General features: G+C 54.8%; 19 protein-coding genes and 1 rRNA gene. 6 read left to right on the top strand and 14 right to left on the bottom strand.

Going from position 1 to position 15,105, the window contains the following annotated elements; all coding sequences use genetic code 11:
• Positions 1–2 precede the first annotated feature (2 nt).
• From MVC73_RS01390 to MVC73_RS01355, 8 genes are all read right to left on the bottom strand, one after another.
• Positions 3–641, bottom strand: a complete 639-nt coding sequence (locus MVC73_RS01390) for a DUF432 domain-containing protein (protein WP_297506188.1) — start codon at positions 639–641, stop codon at positions 3–5.
• Between the two features lie 31 nt (positions 642–672).
• Positions 673–2,505, bottom strand: coding sequence for a hypothetical protein (locus MVC73_RS01385; protein WP_297506187.1), 1,833 nt, complete (start codon positions 2,503–2,505; stop codon positions 673–675).
• A gap of 21 nt (positions 2,506–2,526) precedes the next feature.
• Complete coding sequence (locus MVC73_RS01380; protein WP_297506186.1) at positions 2,527–3,675, bottom strand: hypothetical protein; 1,149 nt, start codon at positions 3,673–3,675, stop codon at positions 2,527–2,529.
• A 147-nt stretch (positions 3,676–3,822) separates the two neighbouring features.
• The gene (locus tag MVC73_RS01375; protein WP_297506185.1) at positions 3,823–4,470 is read right to left on the bottom strand and encodes a DUF434 domain-containing protein; all 648 of its coding nucleotides are present in this window, start codon (positions 4,468–4,470) and stop codon (positions 3,823–3,825) included.
• Positions 4,471–4,490: 20 nt separating this feature from the next.
• Positions 4,491–5,267: an HD domain-containing protein gene (locus MVC73_RS01370; protein WP_297506253.1), complete on the bottom strand. Its 777-nt coding sequence runs from the start codon at positions 5,265–5,267 to the stop codon at positions 4,491–4,493.
• Positions 5,268–5,313: 46 nt separating this feature from the next.
• Complete coding sequence (locus MVC73_RS01365; RefSeq protein WP_297506184.1) at positions 5,314–5,727, bottom strand: PIN domain-containing protein; 414 nt, start codon at positions 5,725–5,727, stop codon at positions 5,314–5,316.
• Between the two features lie 32 nt (positions 5,728–5,759).
• The gene (eif2g, locus tag MVC73_RS01360) at positions 5,760–6,992 is read right to left on the bottom strand and encodes a translation initiation factor IF-2 subunit gamma (RefSeq protein WP_297506183.1); all 1,233 of its coding nucleotides are present in this window, start codon (positions 6,990–6,992) and stop codon (positions 5,760–5,762) included.
• Between the two features lie 71 nt (positions 6,993–7,063).
• Positions 7,064–7,444 carry a 30S ribosomal protein S6e gene (locus MVC73_RS01355; protein ID WP_297506182.1) on the bottom strand — a complete coding sequence of 127 codons (381 nt, stop codon included), beginning with the start codon at positions 7,442–7,444 and terminating at the stop codon, positions 7,064–7,066.
• A gap of 132 nt (positions 7,445–7,576) precedes the next feature.
• On the opposite strand from MVC73_RS01355, the gene MVC73_RS01350 reads away from it, so the two are divergent.
• On the top strand, positions 7,577–7,747 hold the full coding sequence (locus MVC73_RS01350) for a preprotein translocase subunit Sec61beta (protein WP_297501038.1): 171 nt from the start codon (positions 7,577–7,579) through the stop codon (positions 7,745–7,747).
• Here MVC73_RS01350 and MVC73_RS01345 read toward each other — a convergent pair.
• Positions 7,744–8,397, bottom strand: coding sequence for a hypothetical protein (locus MVC73_RS01345; RefSeq protein WP_297506251.1), 654 nt, complete (start codon positions 8,395–8,397; stop codon positions 7,744–7,746). The two genes, MVC73_RS01350 and MVC73_RS01345, sit on opposite strands and share 4 nt — an antisense overlap.
• A 90-nt stretch (positions 8,398–8,487) precedes the next feature.
• Between MVC73_RS01345 and engB the strand changes: the two genes are divergently transcribed.
• Positions 8,488–9,057 carry a GTP-binding protein EngB gene (gene engB / locus MVC73_RS01340; protein ID WP_297506181.1) on the top strand — a complete coding sequence of 190 codons (570 nt, stop codon included), beginning with the start codon at positions 8,488–8,490 and terminating at the stop codon, positions 9,055–9,057.
• Here the strand turns inward: engB and MVC73_RS01335 are convergent.
• Complete coding sequence (locus MVC73_RS01335; RefSeq protein ID WP_297506180.1) at positions 9,026–9,490, bottom strand: Lrp/AsnC family transcriptional regulator; 465 nt, start codon at positions 9,488–9,490, stop codon at positions 9,026–9,028. The genes engB and MVC73_RS01335 overlap by 32 nt on opposite strands.
• Before the next feature lie 147 nt (positions 9,491–9,637).
• On the opposite strand from MVC73_RS01335, the gene MVC73_RS01330 reads away from it, so the two are divergent.
• The 3 genes from MVC73_RS01330 to MVC73_RS01320 are packed head-to-tail and all read left to right on the top strand — an operon-like array spanning position 9,638 to position 11,956.
• A complete protein-coding gene (locus MVC73_RS01330) occupies positions 9,638–10,693 on the top strand; it encodes a Clp1/GlmU family protein (RefSeq protein WP_297506179.1) in 1,056 nt (351 codons plus the stop codon).
• 43 nt (positions 10,694–10,736) lie between these two features.
• Positions 10,737–11,570 carry a geranylgeranylglycerol-phosphate geranylgeranyltransferase gene (locus MVC73_RS01325; protein WP_297506249.1) on the top strand — a complete coding sequence of 278 codons (834 nt, stop codon included), beginning with the start codon at positions 10,737–10,739 and terminating at the stop codon, positions 11,568–11,570.
• A 5-nt stretch (positions 11,571–11,575) separates the two neighbouring features.
• Positions 11,576–11,956: a ribonucleoside-triphosphate reductase gene (locus MVC73_RS01320; protein WP_297506178.1), complete on the top strand. Its 381-nt coding sequence runs from the start codon at positions 11,576–11,578 to the stop codon at positions 11,954–11,956.
• A 4-nt stretch (positions 11,957–11,960) separates the two neighbouring features.
• Here MVC73_RS01320 and MVC73_RS01315 read toward each other — a convergent pair whose 3' ends face one another.
• From MVC73_RS01315 to scpB, 4 genes are all read right to left on the bottom strand, one after another.
• On the bottom strand, positions 11,961–12,761 hold the full coding sequence (locus MVC73_RS01315; RefSeq protein WP_297506177.1) for an OB-fold nucleic acid binding domain-containing protein: 801 nt from the start codon (positions 12,759–12,761) through the stop codon (positions 11,961–11,963).
• Complete coding sequence (locus tag MVC73_RS01310; protein ID WP_297506247.1) at positions 12,758–13,135, bottom strand: replication protein RepA; 378 nt, start codon at positions 13,133–13,135, stop codon at positions 12,758–12,760. Before MVC73_RS01310 ends, MVC73_RS01315 begins: the two co-directional genes overlap by 4 nt.
• A gap of 1 nt (position 13,136) precedes the next feature.
• Positions 13,137–14,210 (bottom strand): OB-fold nucleic acid binding domain-containing protein, encoded by a 1,074-nt coding sequence (locus MVC73_RS01305; RefSeq protein ID WP_297506245.1) that lies wholly within the window; start codon positions 14,208–14,210, stop codon positions 13,137–13,139.
• A gap of 135 nt (positions 14,211–14,345) precedes the next feature.
• Positions 14,346–14,918 (bottom strand): SMC-Scp complex subunit ScpB, encoded by a 573-nt coding sequence (gene scpB, locus MVC73_RS01300; RefSeq protein ID WP_297506176.1) that lies wholly within the window; start codon positions 14,916–14,918, stop codon positions 14,346–14,348.
• A gap of 91 nt (positions 14,919–15,009) precedes the next feature.
• Between scpB and rrf the strand changes: the two genes are divergently transcribed.
• Positions 15,010–15,105, top strand: a 5S ribosomal RNA gene (gene rrf, locus MVC73_RS01295); the annotation flags it as partial.

The following is a 15,105-nucleotide window of genomic DNA, read 5'->3' as shown; positions in this document are numbered from 1 at the left end:
CCTCACCACCTCATCAGGAAGTTGGGAAGGGGGAGTTCCTCCTTTGTCGGAATCAGGTTTTCTTCCGGTGGCTTCCCGGTGTTGTTAACCTCGGGGATTCCCGACCTGAACTCAACTATCATCAGAGGGTAGAATGCCCTGTCTTTCGTATAGTACATAACGCTGTCCTTTATGAAGAACACTATGTGGTCGAGTTCCCGCCATACCCTGCTCCTGTTGGTGAGAACAACCTTAACGACGCCGGGAAACTCAGGCGTTGATGTATAAACGCCCGACTTCCAGTACCTTGCTATCGCACCGATCTGAGGTGTCCCGTAGAGGGCGTACTTCTCCTTAAAGAGCTGGAACCTGTCTATGACCTTTTCCCCTATTGAGACCAGAACCTCGATGGGGGCCTCAAGGTAGAAAACGAAGGAATCTCCGGGAGGAACGATGACCTTTTCCAGAAGGTCTATCATTAGGAGCTTCACACCGTAGCCCTCGGCCGGAGCCGGCAGAACGTCAATATTTCTCCCGCCCTTGAATATCGCGGTAACCTCATCCCTCCTATAGCGGAAGAGGCCCGGACTCTCCTCAACGATGTGGATTTTAACGTCCCCAACCTTGATGAACTGGGTCCTCAGCTCGTACCTTCCAAACATGTGAAAAGATTGAGAAAAGAAGATTTAAAGTTTAGCTCAACCTTTCGAGCCTCAAACCGGTTACCTTAACGTGGACGTAGAGTGCTTCTCCCGGGTAAGCTATCGATGCTGTTATCTCAACTGGGATTGGCAGCTGTGGTGCTACAACCGTTTCCCCGTTCGCGGACATTTCCAGAAGGGATCCGCTCCACTTCACACTGTACACAGGGAAGTCCATTCCAGCGAGCTTCACGCTTCCAGCGGGCTGCACCGTGTAACCCTCACCGCTCCTTGTTAGCGAGTCCACCTCGACAACATCGCCGTAGATTCCGCCGGCAAAGCCGTTGTAGAGATCCCATATCTGGTCAAAGGGACTCTCTCTTATCTCGGCGCCACATGTCATGTCCCCGTTCATCTCCCCGCTCTCCTCATCGTAGGTGTAACTGCACGAAGGCCCTTCTATGACTACCTTCTCAGGGGAGTTGCTCTCGGTTAGCTGAAGAACCGAGGGCATCCACAGAACCCAGCCGGTGTACTCCTCAAGCTCGTCCGGGGAGAAGTAGACCTCGAACCTGTACTCGGAACCGTCGTCCATCCTCACTACGGCGTAGGCCTTGTAACCGTCATCCGCCTCAGTATAGCCACGCTCCATCGTGTAGTGAACTTTCTGACCGGCCAGTTTATAGGTGACCTCATAGGTGAGACCCTTGAGCACGTATGTGTCCTCCCCGATTTTTATCGGCTTGCTGGCGTCCCAGGCGAGCTTCCAGTTGTCTGAGGAAGGCCTCTCCGACTGGGTGGAGGTGCCGGTTTCAGTTGAGGTCTCGGTGCTGGTTTCGGTCTCCTCACCGGGTGATGTTGGCTTCTCTATGGAAACGGTCAATCCTCCTATTTTCTCCTCAAGCTTTACCTCATCGATCTTCAGCTTTGAATAGATCTTGGTTCCCGAGCTCAGGTCAACGAAGTTCCCCTCAGCCTCTACCGGCACGGGCAGAGAAGGCGCTATAGTTGCCCTCCCCTGCATGCTCACTCCACCCATGGAATAGCTCCACTCAACGTTGCTGACCCTGAAGGACTTGCCGTCGAGGGTTACGCTACCATCGGGGGAAATCTTGTAGTGGTAGCCCATCCCCATGAAGGAGAAGGTGTACTCGTCCTTTTTGAGGAGGTCGTGTCCTTCCAGACCGCTCCAAGCGCCCGAACTAACGACCGCGACCCAGCCCTGGAAGAGGTAGTTCCCAAGCCCGCTCAGAACGTCGTTTATGTCTCCCTCCGTGTAGGGCAGCTCGGAGTACTGACCCATGGCCGGTGGATTGCTCCAGTAGAAGTACCCCCCACCGCTTCTGGCTTCCACTACAACAGCCTTTCCCGTTCCGATAGCCTCGAAGTTCGGCAGGGGCTGGAGGAAGTACCTGTCGGTGTCGTTGGTTCTCTCCTTAACTGCCACTATGTACTCGAAGGTGCCGTTGGCCGGGCCGTTGAGGGGAGTTATCTTCCCGTAGTAGGCGAAGAGGTTGAACTCCCCGAGGTCTTTCTTTCCCCCGTTCTCCTCCGAGTAGACGTGAGCCTTGATGTAGCCCCTCTTCTTAACTACCTTGTAGCTCCTCTCCCCCTCGCCGGTCTTTATTGTGAAGGTGTACTCGATCTGGGTTATGTAGTAGGCCTTCCCATCAACCGTCACGGGGTTGTAGGCGTTCCACGGCGTTTCCCACGTTGCAGATGCCTGAGTTGCCATTCCCGAGGTCACCGTGGATGAAGTCGAAGGGGCAGCTGAGCTTTCATAGGAGCTGGAACTTCCGCCTCCTCCACCTCCGAGGCATCCGCTGGAAACAACTCCAAACAGCACAACCGCAACCAACAGCAGTGCCAGGTTACGTTTTTCCATACCACAGACCTCCCATCGTATTCAACCGGAAGCGGTGGCCCGATAAAGCCAAAAGCCACCAGTTTCGCCCGAGACCAGGAGAACCCTTCCGTCATTGCTGAGCTTCACGTAGCCGATATCACCGGGCACTTCGACGCTGAAGACCTCGTGAAAATCCTCAAGAGAGTAGCAGTGTAGGCTCTTCCCATCGCCCATTACCACAAAGTTCTCGTTAGCGAAGTAGGGGAAGCCGGGAAGGGTTCTGAGCTCTGTGAGATTCCACGTGAGGACGGAAGTGTCCTCAAGGGGCTCGTACCTGAAGAGGTACTTCGCTGTAGGGACAAGCGTCCAGCGCATCAGAGTTGTCATCCTGAATGTGTAGCCTTTCCTCTCTGCCAGAACCTCCCCGCTGAGCGAGTAAACTCTGAGCTTTCCGTCCTCGCTCGCGATGAGTTTATCCCGGTAAGCTATGACGCTCCCGCTGTTAATCTCAAGGAGCTTCTCGCCCTCCTTCAGCACGAGGGATTTATCGCCGATTCCCAGAACGACCACTCCAGAGTCGGAGACCGAGTGTAGCTCGTATTCATCGGAGCCTAGATTCAGCCTCTTTCCATCGCAGTAGAGCTCCTGCTTTCCCGCGTTGGGCGTTATGAGGTAGCAGGTGTGGTTTCCGCTCGGCGAGCGGGCGATGCCGTCGGCAACGCTACCCGCCCAGCCGTGCCTCTCTTCACTCCTCTGGCCTCTCCATGAGTAAACCCTCACCCCCGCGAAATCCGCGTAGCTGGCAAGGACGTAGGTCTCTCTGCCCTTCACGATAACGCCGGCAATAACCGGCTTAACGGGGTCTTCCCCCTGGACGTCGAAGGCGACGCTCTCGCCATCGGGCTTGACGAGGTAGAGGTAGGCCCTTTCCCAGTCAATCACCGCTGAAAGGCTCCCGTCGGGGCCCATGTCCATGAAGGGTATGCCCGAGGTTGAGACGTTCCAGACGAGCTCCATTTTCCAGCTCCTTGGAGGGGCTGTCGTGGTCGCTGGAGTCATTGCCGTTGAAACCGGGGGGGCAGATATCTGAGAGGATGCAGAAGAAGCCGTTGAAGGGGCACTCTGTGCATTCCCGCCACCAAGACAGCCCGTAATAACAACCATCCCGAGGAGGACTGCAATCAATGTGACGGTAGAGACTCTCTTCATGATGTTCCCACCTCCCCCGGAGAAAAAAGAAAAGCGGGGCGAGTACCATTAGATTAACTTTAGGCGTCCAACCTATTAAAGACTTTCCAAAGTTCCAAGATAACTTGAAGTTTTTAAAAAGACATCTAAGCGTTAAACGCTATATGATTACGTTCTCCCGAGAACCTCTGAAAGAGGTAGTGGCCTTTTTCCAAGCAATTTCCCAGTATAGTGGGCAAGGTCAAAGACGTGAGAAACCTTCGAGATTATCCCGATGTCGGCTGTTGCAACGGTTTCAAAACCCTTCAGCTCGAAGTCCGGGCTTTTCACGAGGTAGACATCCCCGGGAAGGCTGAACCGCTCCATGGCTCCCTCCGTGATTGCTTTAACCGCACCGCTCCTCGGGACGTTCTTACCGTAGAAGAACACGGCCCTTCCAACCTTCAGGCCCTTCAAAGCTCCCACGACTTCTCTTATCAGAGCCCCCGTCCGCTCGCCGAGCCGGTAGCTCCCCTGGTATTTCAAATCCCTCACGAGGCCATCCTCGCAGAGTATGGCCTTCCCCTCCAAAAGAGACTCCAGCGTTATGAGGACGTTGAAGCCGTCTATGGCAAGGATTTTGCCCCCGAGTTCGTCAGGTTCTAGGAGCTTTCCCCTCACTTCCTCGACCCACGAGTCTGGAAAGACGCATCTCGCGAGAAGGTGCCTCTCTTCAAGGGTCAGCCTGTAGTGGTTGGCCACAAAAGAGAGGGCGCTCTTCTTCCGGTAGCCCCTGTTGAGTAGGTATTTGAGGTCAAGGTAGGCTTCCCTCAGCATGGGAATAGAAGGAAGGAACTTCAGATAATCTTTTCGAGCGTCTCCCCGTTCTTGCCCGTGTGTATCCTCAGCCTGATCTTTCCCCTTAGGAGGGAGCTCTTCACCTTCTTCGTCAGTATCTCGTCCACCTGGAAGATTCCTGCAGGATGTTTCATCCATATCTCGATGAGTACCGGGTGCTCCTCGTCGCCCTCCTTTATCTCCACCCTCTCTATCGCCAGGGCCGAGACGGCGTGAATGTCAACCTTGTCCTTCTTGTAGGCCAGCCTGCTCCTCCCGGCCTCCATATCGCAGCCGTCAGCTATGGTGACCAGAGAGCCCTCGATGGTCGTGCAGGGAACCGCTTCATCGTGGGTGTAGATTGCGTTTAATGTGAGCGCCTTGAGGAGGAGCGGGTCTCTCTCCTCGAACTTTTTCACGAGCTCGTCAACTATCGGCTCGGCAAGGAGGACGCTGAACTCGTAGTGGTTCACCCTGTGTATCATGTTGCCGATGTCGTGGAAGAGCGCGCCAAAGGCAACGATGAACTCGCTCCACCAGTGGGGCTTCCCAAGCTTCTCAGCGGTCGTCTGGATGCCGAACTTCTTGATAATCCTGAGCAGCTCAAGGGCCCTCCTCGTTGTAAGGAGGACGTGAACCGGGCCATGGTCGTTAAACTGGTAGACGTTGAGAACTATGTAGTTGGTGGTCTCGAAGTAGTAGCGATACCTGGAGAAGGCCTCCTCGTAGGCCCTGTAAAGCCCCTCATCTCGAAGAAGCCCGCGTATCTCCTCAAGCAGTTCCTCCTCGCTGTACATTCTTCTCACCCAATGTGGTGGAGAAGTAGAGGTTTTAAGGCTTATCTCACTCCAGCATGCCCTCAAGCTCAAGAATCTTCTTCGAGCGCAGATAAACGACCGGAATCCCCCTCTCCCTAAGGCGCTTCTTCAGGCCCTTGTCGTTGGTGCAGACGATAACCCTCTCGTTCCTGCTCGCGAACTCAAGTATCTGGTCGTCTATCGGCTTCTTACCGAACTCACCAATATCAACCTTCTCAAAGCGCTCCGCCAGCTTCTTGGCCATCCTAACGGCGAGAAGGTCTTTTCCCCTCGATTTTCTCTCTATGACCTCCAGCTCCTGAAGGACAACGTTTGGGACGAGAATTTTGAAGCGGACGTCGAGGATCCTGTGGAGTTCGGAGATAATATCAACACCGAACTGTCCCGGGACGAGGAGAAAGTTGGTGTCTGGAATTACGAGCCACTCCTTTCTTTCCATGGGAACCACCCAAAACAGAAAAGGGGAGAGACTCAGTCCCTGATGAAGCCGTAGCCTATCAGGCGCCACCTGCTTCCCACTTGCCTGCTTATCGCCACCCTGTCGCCGGGCTCGGCGCAGACAGGTATCTGGAGCTTGAGCTCGATCGTATCTTTTCCGAGGCCGGTGACGAGGCCCATCGTCCTGGCCGTCCCAACGTTCAGGAGGAGAACCTCCTTCCTCTTTATTGGCTCGACCTTCAGTTCCTCAGCCGTTCCAACGACCCTCTCAAGGAGGTGAACCTCAAGGGTGAGCTCATCCCAGACCGGCGGAAGCTTGCCCGGCTTCCCGACGACGTTTCCGGCCATTAAGTCGCCCTTCGTGAGGTAGGGATCGAGCTTCGTTCCGACACCCACCAAACCGCCGGGGTAGGCCTCCTCAACGAACCTTCCACCGGCCTGCAGGGAGACTATCTCAGTAGTTATGGGCTCGTACTTTATCCTCCCGTGCTCCTCGTAGGGAACTCCGGGCCTTATCTCAATCTCGTCGCCAACCTTGAGCTTGCCCTGAATTATCGAGCCCCCTATGACACCGCCTATGAGCTTCTCCGGCGGGGTTCCCGGTTTGTTGACATCGAAGCTCCTCAAAACCAGCATCTTGGGTGGCTTGTTCGGGTCGCGCTTGGGAGTTGGTATGAACTTCTCTATTGCAGCGAGGAGCACGTCAACGTTCGCACCGTGTAGTGCCGAAATCGGAATTATTGGAGCGTTCTCAGCTACTGTTCCCCTAACGAACTCCTTGATCTCCCTATAGCGCTCCATCACCTTTTCCCTGTCGACGAGCTCTATTTTGTTGAGGGCTATGACTATGTTCTTGTTTCCGACTATCTGAAGGGCCATTAGATGCTCCCTCGTCTGGGGCATGACCCCCTCGTTCGCAGCTATGACCAGAACGGCGCCGTCCATAAGCGAGGCTCCGGCGAGCATCGTGGTCATCAGTGCCTCGTGACCCGGTGCATCTATGAAGGAAACGCGCCTCTCGAACTCGGTTTCATGGCCACAGTAGGGACAGATTGGCGAAGTTGAGTACCTGCCACAATGGGGGCACTTCCTTATCTCGGCATCTGCAAAGCCTATCTTTATCGTGATTCCTCTCCTCAGCTCCTCGCTGTGTGTATCTGTCCAGATTCCGGTTAGGGCTTTCGTCAGTGTGGTTTTACCGTGATCAACGTGACCCACCATGCCTATGTTAACCTCAGCCTGCCTAAACTCCTTCTTCTTTGCCATCTTCTCACACCCCTAACCATAGAAAGCGGGGTCGTTTATTAAGGTTTACCCGAGGGATAGAAGAAAAGAGGTCAGAAGACAATCTTCATGTTGACCTGCACTATGTTCGGACTTATGGTGTTTCCGTGGACTGTCTTCTTCCTCCTCTCGCCCCTCTCAGTCGGCCTGAAGCCGGGGCCCCTTGAGAGGAGTATCCTGACCCTCCTCGGGCCGTGAACGTCAGGCCTCATAGGGAAGCCGTCCTTATCGGTTCCACCGGTTATCCTGAGCCTCGCGTCTTCGGGGATTTTCTCGTCGCCGAATATCTCCCTGAGGTTGAGGCCGAGCTCCTTGGCTGGAATCTCCTCACCGATGCGCATTCCTATGAGCTTCTCTGCCTCGCCACCGGTTATCTCAACCTGCCTGGCTATACCGCTCTTGGGGTTCGATATAACCAACTTGAAAGTTGCCATTTCCTCCCACCTCCACTCATCAGCGGGATTCATTGGGCACTGCCCTTTCCCGACCGCTCTTGAGCGGAGCGTTTAAAAACCTTACCGTGAAGCTTAAATAACTCCTAAAGAAAGAGACCTCAGGTGAGAGCCATGGCAAAGGAAAAGACAACACTTCCCCCGACCGGAGCGGGACTTATGAGGTTCTTCGACGAGGACACGAGGGCAATAAAAATAAGCCCGAAGGGAGTGATAGGCCTCACGCTCGTCCTTATAGCGATAGAGTTCCTCCTCTACGCCTTCGGACCGAGCATATTCGGTTAGAGGAAGCTCGTCTTCTTTAATCCCCTTGCGTTCAGCTCCTCATTTATTATTGCCCTCACGACTTCCTCAAGCTGTGTCTCAATCAGGGACTCAACGTCGCCCTTTATCTTGTCTATGTCGTGTCTTAGCCCCTCAAGGAGTCTTATGTACTCCCTCGCCATCTCAAGCTGTCCCTCCTGGCGGACGAGCTGTTCCTTCAGGTGGTCGAAGTCCTCCCTCATTACCTGATACTTCCTCAGCTCCCTCTGGAGCTCCTCTATCTGTCTCGTCAGCTGGTAGTTCTCCTCCTTGAGCTGTTCTATCAGCTTGTCCTTCGCCTCAAGCTCGCGCATCAGGTTGTTGTACTCCTCGGCTATCTGGTGAAGGCGCTCTATCTCCCTCAGCGGCGGAACCTTGCCGTCGCCGAGGATTATGACGTGGGGACCAACGTTGACTATATCCCCTGGCTTTATCTTCATCTTCTTCTCGCTCGTGAAGATGCTCTGACCCTTGCCGAGGTTTTCGACCTCCTTCATCCTCAGGATGAAGTAGAACTCATCTCCTTCAACCTCGACGTTTATGTCGGTAACGTAGCCCAGTATCTTTCCCTCGGTTAGGGAGATGACGAACTTGTTAACGAGCTGATTCGCACGACTGCTCTCCTCCGGCATAACCACCACCGCACAACTTTGAACGTCAATCTACTTAACCTTTCCGCCAACCCTTATAAACAAATGACGAAAGCAGGAGGGGGTGAAAGAATGATAATCTTCGCGGGGCGCTCCAACGTGGGAAAGAGCACCCTCATATTCAGACTCACAGGGAAGAAGGTAAAGAGGGGAAAGCGCCCCGGGGTCACTAGGAAGCCCGTTGAGGTGAACTGGAGGAACAGGAAGGTCGTTGACCTGCCGGGTTTTGGCTTCATGAGCGGGCTCCCCCGGGAAGTCCAGGAGAGGATAAAGGACGAGATAGTGGCCTTCATAGAGGAGAACGCGGAGGAGATAGAGCTCGCGGTTCTCGTCGTGGACGGAAAGTCCGCACCGGAGATAATAGAGCGCTGGGAGAAGAGGGGAGAGATACCGATTGACGTCGAGTTCTACTCCTTCCTCAGGGAGCTCGGGATACCGACGATAGTCGCGGTTAACAAGGTTGACAAGGTCAGGAACCTTGAGAGAACCCTGAACTTCCTCGCCGAGAAGTTCGGAATCCCCCTGGAGGAAGCCAGAGACGTTCTCGTTCCCGTCTCCGCAAAGTTCGGGCAGAACATCGAGGAGCTAAAAAGAAGAATCGAGAAAGCCCTCAGAGAACCTCAAGGACGAGGTGGGTGTTAGTTTCCCTCACGCCGTCGAGTGACGCTATCTCCTCAAGTATCTCGTCGAGCTTCGTCTTGTCGGCCTCGATTATGAGGTCAATGTCTCCAGTTACGCGGTAGATTTTCTTTATCTTGAGCTCCTTGAGCCTCTCGTAGACCTGCCTCCTCTTGGTCGGCTCAATCTTGACGAAGACGAAGACGTCGCCCTTCTTCTCACCTAGCAACTCAAGGGCCTTGTCGGTGAGGTCTATGAAGCCCCTGCCCGTCCTTATGTAGCCGAGCTCCTTGAGAACCTTCAGGTGGTTGCTGAGGGCCTGCCTGGTTATTCCAAGCTCCTTTGCAAGCTCGTCCTGCGTCTTCTCGACTGTGTGAACCTCTATCGTCTTCCCCTCCTCGTAGAGCTTCCTCAGCAGGCGAAGCTGTCTGGGGGTAAGGGTTCCCTCCTCAACCATTCAATCACCTCCTTGAACTTTTTCAGAGATAAACGCGATATAAGTCAAATTTTACCTACCCATTCAACAAGTGATGAGGCCCAACCTTATAAGTCTTTCTGGTTCGGGAGGCATCAAGTTTTTTAATCTCCGGGAGAAGGTGAGAGCATGAACAAAGCGACCTACACAGTCGAAGTTCCGCCGGACAGGGTTGAGCTCGTTGAAGAGCTCTCTTCGAGAGCACCCGTAAAGGTCATGATAGTGGGTGACACAGACAGCGGGAAGACTACACTGGCAACTTTCCTCGCGAACGAACTCATCTCCCTCGGGCACGGCGTTGCAGTGGTTGACGCAGACGTCGGGCAAAAGGGCATACTTCCCCCCGCAACGATAAGCCTTGCCTTCCCTGAGGGGCCCTTCGAGAGCTTTACCGAGCTCAAAGGGATTGCCCACTACTTCATCGGGGCGGTCTCGCCCTCGCAGTTCGCGGGCGAGATGGCAGTTGGCGTTAAGAGGCTCACGGGTATGGCCCTTGATGATGCCGATGTTGTGATAATAGACACTACGGGGTTTGTTTCTGGCATCGGAGCCGAGATGAAACGCCTCAAGGCAGAACTCGTCAGGCCGGACGTTATTGTCCTTCTAGAAAGAGGAAACGAACTAGATGGACTCGCACGATCCCTTTCGAAGTACGGGGACGTTGTAAGGCTAAAGGTTAGCGAGCTCGCGAAATCCCACAGCAGGGAGGAGCGCAGGGAAGTCCGCTTCGCCAAGTGGAGGGCCTACTTTGAGAGCGCTTCCCTCGTGGAGGTTAACCTTGAGGAAACACCCGTAACAGGAACCTCGCTCTTCAACGGGAGGCCTCTCACTGTTGAGGAAAAGGCCCTCCTTGAGGAGCTCTTCAGGTGGGTTGTTCTGGCTGGCTGGAAGGGGAACCGCTATACGGTCGTCAAGGCCGATGTTGAGGCGGTGCCACGCCACTACAGCAGGGCCCTTCAGGCGGTCGACTTCGAGAGGCTAAGTAACCTCCTCGTGGGCTTCATCGATGGAAACGGCCTCTGCCCCGGCCTCGGGATACTCAAGTGGGTGAACTTCACAGCCAAGACTGCCCAAGTTCTCACACCTCTGACTTCCCTCGACGGAATTGAGGAGCTCAGGCTCGGGAGAATGCGCGTCCTTGAGACCGGGGAGGAGCTCGGGCTTCTCCGGAGGGACGAGCTGTAGAAAGGTTTTAAAAACTGCCGGAAAAATGAATTAGGTGGCCCTAATGGAAGCGAAGGCCTTCATCGAGATAACGAGACCGCACAACTGCATCTTAGCGGGGGTAGTTGGCCTCCTAGGCTCCATCGTAGCCGTAGGCCACTTCCCCTCGCCCCTTAAGGGCCTTCTCGTCTTCCTCGTGGTCACCCTCGGGTGTGCTGGGGGCAACACGATAAACGACTACTTCGACTACGAGATAGACAGGATAAACAGGCCAGAGAGACCCCTCCCAAGGGGGGCGATGAGCAGAAGGACGGCCTTCTGGTATGCAATGCTCCTCTTCGCCGCTGGCCTCACCCTTGCCGTCTTCATAAACATCTACGCCTTCATCCTGGCGGTTCTGGCGTACGTGACGATGTTCCTCTACGCATGGAAGCTCAAGCCGATGCCCTTCATAGGCAACCTGGCTGTTGCTTCGCTGACCGGGGCAACCCCACTCTACGGGGCAGTTGCCGTTGGTAGCATAGGTCTGGCCGGCTACCTGGCCCTCTGTGCCTTCCTCGTTAACATTGCCAGGGAGGTCATCAAGGATATAGAGGACGTTGAAGGCGACCTCGCCAAGGGTGCCAGAACCCTCCCGATAATATGGGGCAGGAAAAAGGCCTCCTATGTGGGGGCGTCCTTCGCGATCGCAACGGTTCTTGCCTCTTTCCTCCCGATAAAGGCAGGAGTTGGGCTGAGCTACCTCGCGATGCTCCCAGTGGATGCAATAATCCTCTACTCGGCCTTTTTAATACTCCGCTCCCAGGATAGGGAGACCGCCCACCGTGCCCAGAAGCTTTTAAAGGCCAGCATATTTCTCGCGGTTATGGCGTTCCTCTTTGCGTCCGTTGTGAGGTGATAAGTATGGAGTTCAAGGATAAAATCCTCGCGGAGCTGGAAAAGAATGGGCTGTGGACGGTCGTCACATTCAAGACCCCTCACGGCCCGGGGACAACCATGGAGAAGCTGGCAAAGGCCGTCGAAGAAGGCAACTGGAGGGTAACCTTCAAGGCCAACTGGTGGACGGCTGACATACCCTACGGACTGGTCAGGCTCGACCTTCAGAAGGACGGGAGGGAGAAGATACTCCTCGGAAAGTGGATACTCGGGGAAAGGTGCGAGCTGATAAGGCTCGAAACCATGGATCTGGAAAAGGGAAAGGAGGAGTTCTTCAGAATGGTTGACAGCATAACCTCGACCCTCATTCACGACCCGGTGATAAGGACGATGAGGGAACAATATTGAAAAATCAGAGGGGCTCGTAGAAGCCTATCTCGGGCTCGTATATCTCCCCCTCCGCGAGTAGCTGGGCTATGGCCTCCTCTATGATTTCCTCGTCGAACTCCTTTGAGAGTTTCTTGACTATGAACTTGTGGGAGAGGGCCTTCTTCTTTTCCCTCAGCAGATCCATGACGGCTTTCTTGGCCTTCTCAAGCTCGGGGTTAATGACGGGGGTCTCTTCTTCCTCTTCCTCCTCGAAGAGCTCCTCCTCAAGGGTTCTCTGTTCAAGCATCATCGTGTAGAGCTCGTCTATCGTCTGGAGCATATCCTCGTCTATTCCTTTGTTCTTGGCGATAACCTTGGCCTTGGCGGTTATCCCGTAGCGGTCGTATATGTCAAAGGCTATCTTCGCCTTCTTTGCGTGCTCGACCTTCTCCTTCAAGGTCTCGAAGCGGTGGAGTATCCAGAAGTTCGGGGAGACCTTGGAAACGCCTTCGACAAGTATCTGCTTGTCGTCGCGCCACTCCGCAACTTTGCCTATTATCTGAACCAAATCACCTTTCTTCACGAGCTTTATGAAGCGGGTATCGTCGCGGAAGCCAAGAACCCATATCGTTCCCGTTCCGTCATCAATCTGGAACTTTCCGTAGGTCTCGTCGTCGCTTATGACCGGCTCCCTGACAACCGTTGCGACTACCTTAACGCGGTAAACCTTTCTGGCGTCCTTGGTTATCAGGTAGTTCGGCTCGAAGTCGCCCTCGCTCCTCACGTAGTAGCCCTCGATGATGTCCCTGATGTAGACCCTGCTCGCGGGAAGGCGCTTCTTCATTCCTCCTCACCTCCAAAGAAGTTGATTATCCCCTCGACCTTCGGGAGGTACTTCCTCTCAAGCTCCCTGATTTCCTCAAGGGCCTCAAGATTGGCCTCGCTGAAGTCCTGTATTACCTCGCCGAAGATGTGGACGCCCTCGTCGTTCCTGATGACCCTGCCGATGACCCTCACAATCTGGCCGTTCGCGGGAAGGACGTTTTCCTCGCTCTCAACGAGTATCACTCCAGTCCCGTCGTCGATCCAGAAGGTGTAGTCCAGCTTGTCCACCTTGAAGGCCTTTCCTATGAGGGAGACGCGGGTGTCTTCCTCCCTTATCTCCGCTATTTTTCTCTCAACGGCGGGCTTTCTCCTCCTAAAGCGAACCTCCTCCATTTCACTCACCACCCTCAAGGGACTTTATGGCCCCGTACAGCTCGCGTCTGGCGAGCTCTATCTCGCGCCTTTCGTTGATTTCCTCCCAGCTTCTGGCCTTCAGCAGGGTTCCGAGGAACTTGTCCTCAACGACGCTACCGCGAACTATTATCTCCCTGCCGAGGAGAGTGTAGTAGTCCTCCTCCGCTACCTTCCTTCCAGCTTCCTTTACAGTCAGTCCGCCCTCGACGAGCTCCTCTATCTTGGCCTCAATCTCTTCCGGCGACTCCCCTAAAAGCTCAGCGGCGTCGTCGCCGAAGAGGGTAACCCTGATGTAACCCGTAGAGTCGTCAAGGCCGAAGTCAAGGACGACCATCTTCACTGGCTCGACCTCGCCGTGCTCGGGGCAGAGCCACGTGTTCGTTGCCGGGTCGTAGTCAACCTTTCTCCTGCACTCCGGACAGGCGTCGTAGACGAGAACCCTGTAGAGCTTCGCCACGGTGCCCCTTATCTCGACGAAGCGCTCGCCACCCTGGAGGTCCTTTATCTTCACCCTCCTGTAGGAGTAGCTTCTGACCTCTTCTAGGGGAGGTATCTCCTCAACGCGCGGGTCCTCGGGGTTCTTGATTATCCTCGTCCTGAAGTTGGCGTGAAGTTCGACCCCCTTCATCCCCTCCCTGACGGAGGGGTCTATTATCTTGATGACGTCACCCGGGCTGAGCTCATCGTAGTACTTCGAGACCAGTGCATCCCAGAGGACGAGCCTCGCCTGACCGGTCGAGTCGTAAACGATGAGGTTCGCGACCCTGCCCTTTGAGCCGTCCTTCTTGGTGTACTCCCTCGGCGGGAACTTCCTGAGAACCCTCGCCACGATGTTGACCCCGGTCATACCGGGGACGAGGTCGGCTACGTGGAGAAGCTCCTCGCCCTCTGTGAGCTTGACCCCGAGTTCCTCGGCAAGCATCACAGCGGCGGCGTGCTCGGAAATCCCCTCCCTTTTGGCTATCTCCGCTATTCTCTTCTCAATCTCGGCCTTCGAGAGGCCCCTCTGCCGGATGATCTGGTTCACAATCTGCTCTTTAGTAAGGCCTGACATAGCACTCACCCTAATGGTAATCCGACGTTCCCGTATTTAAACTTTTCTTTCGGGCCTTCTTTGAGGCAGAAAAGAGTTTATTTCTGCCCAAAACAGAAAAGTGGAAAACTATGGCCTCAAGAAAACCGTAAACGTTTACTCAGACTTTTCTTCCTTGCCCTTACCTTCGAGTTTCTCTATGAGGTCGCTGTACTCGGCGTGGACGACCTTCCTGAAGGCCTCCTTGATGACGTTGGGGTCGTTCTCGGGGAAGCCGTAGAGCTCGGCAAACTTCTGGGTTGTGCCCAGGAGCTTCGTCCTCTCGTAGGGTTCCGCGTAAATTAAACCCATCTCTACGAGCTTTTTGATGTGCTCATAGGCCTGACTCCCGCGGAGCTTTATTATCTTGCTCTGCTCTATTGGCTGAAGGTAGGCTATGAGCGCGAGCGTCTTGAGCTCTCCCGTTCTGAGGTCGGGCCTCGGCATCAGGTGTATCACCCTCTGGCTGTACTCCTGCTTGACCTGCATCACGTACTTGTCTCCAAGAACCTTGACCACCTCTATGGCGCTCTTCCTCTCGGCGTATTCTGCAGCTATGAGCTCTATAAGCTTCTCAAGGTAATCGAGAGAGCGTATTCCGAGGGCCCTTGAAAGCTCCTTGAGGCTGAGGGGCCTGCCAGAAACGAAGAGGGCAGCCTCAACAAGTGCCTTGTCCTCGATGAGTCCCATCTCACCACCCGGAGGACTTCGGCTTCCGGCGTTATTAAGCTTGCCCCCAAGACCGCAAAATTTATAAATTCGTTTCGGGAGGGGTTATTGGCACGGCGGCCATAGCGGCGGGGCCACACCCGGTCTCGTTTCGACCCCGGAAGTTAAGCCCGCCAGCGTTCCCGGGTGTACTGCCCTCCGGGAGGGG

The sequence above is a fragment of the Thermococcus sp. genome (genome assembly GCF_027052235.1).
Taxonomy (GTDB): domain Archaea; phylum Methanobacteriota_B; class Thermococci; order Thermococcales; family Thermococcaceae; genus Thermococcus.
This window is presented reverse-complemented; position numbering and strand designations above follow the sequence as displayed.

Bases quoted from the DNA above. Each gene is read 5' to 3' on its own strand.
- MVC73_RS01365 (WP_297506184.1), bottom strand. From the start codon at position 5,727: ATGGAAAGAAAGGAGTGGCTCGTAATTCCAGACACCAACTTTCTCCTC.
- eif2g (WP_297506183.1), bottom strand. From the start codon at position 6,992: ATGGCAAAGAAGAAGGAGTTTAGGCAGGCTGAGGTTAACATAGGCATG.
- MVC73_RS01315 (WP_297506177.1), bottom strand. From the start codon at position 12,761: ATGAAGAAGCGCCTTCCCGCGAGCAGGGTCTACATCAGGGACATCATC.
- MVC73_RS01305 (WP_297506245.1), bottom strand. From the start codon at position 14,210: ATGTCAGGCCTTACTAAAGAGCAGATTGTGAACCAGATCATCCGGCAG.
- MVC73_RS01390 (WP_297506188.1), bottom strand. From the start codon at position 641: ATGTTTGGAAGGTACGAGCTGAGGACCCAGTTCATCAAGGTTGGGGAC.
- MVC73_RS01375 (WP_297506185.1), bottom strand. From the start codon at position 4,470: ATGCTGAGGGAAGCCTACCTTGACCTCAAATACCTACTCAACAGGGGC.
- MVC73_RS01370 (WP_297506253.1), bottom strand. From the start codon at position 5,267: ATGTACAGCGAGGAGGAACTGCTTGAGGAGATACGCGGGCTTCTTCGA.
- engB (WP_297506181.1), top strand. From the start codon at position 8,488: ATGATAATCTTCGCGGGGCGCTCCAACGTGGGAAAGAGCACCCTCATA.
- MVC73_RS01355 (WP_297506182.1), bottom strand. From the start codon at position 7,444: ATGGCAACTTTCAAGTTGGTTATATCGAACCCCAAGAGCGGTATAGCC.
- MVC73_RS01345 (WP_297506251.1), bottom strand. From the start codon at position 8,397: ATGCCGGAGGAGAGCAGTCGTGCGAATCAGCTCGTTAACAAGTTCGTC.
- MVC73_RS01335 (WP_297506180.1), bottom strand. From the start codon at position 9,490: ATGGTTGAGGAGGGAACCCTTACCCCCAGACAGCTTCGCCTGCTGAGG.
- MVC73_RS01320 (WP_297506178.1), top strand. From the start codon at position 11,576: ATGGAGTTCAAGGATAAAATCCTCGCGGAGCTGGAAAAGAATGGGCTG.
- MVC73_RS01350 (WP_297501038.1), top strand. From the start codon at position 7,577: ATGGCAAAGGAAAAGACAACACTTCCCCCGACCGGAGCGGGACTTATG.
- MVC73_RS01325 (WP_297506249.1), top strand. From the start codon at position 10,737: ATGGAAGCGAAGGCCTTCATCGAGATAACGAGACCGCACAACTGCATC.
- MVC73_RS01310 (WP_297506247.1), bottom strand. From the start codon at position 13,135: ATGGAGGAGGTTCGCTTTAGGAGGAGAAAGCCCGCCGTTGAGAGAAAA.
- MVC73_RS01330 (WP_297506179.1), top strand. From the start codon at position 9,638: ATGAACAAAGCGACCTACACAGTCGAAGTTCCGCCGGACAGGGTTGAG.
- MVC73_RS01385 (WP_297506187.1), bottom strand. From the start codon at position 2,505: ATGGAAAAACGTAACCTGGCACTGCTGTTGGTTGCGGTTGTGCTGTTT.
- MVC73_RS01380 (WP_297506186.1), bottom strand. From the start codon at position 3,675: ATGAAGAGAGTCTCTACCGTCACATTGATTGCAGTCCTCCTCGGGATG.
- scpB (WP_297506176.1), bottom strand. From the start codon at position 14,918: ATGGGACTCATCGAGGACAAGGCACTTGTTGAGGCTGCCCTCTTCGTT.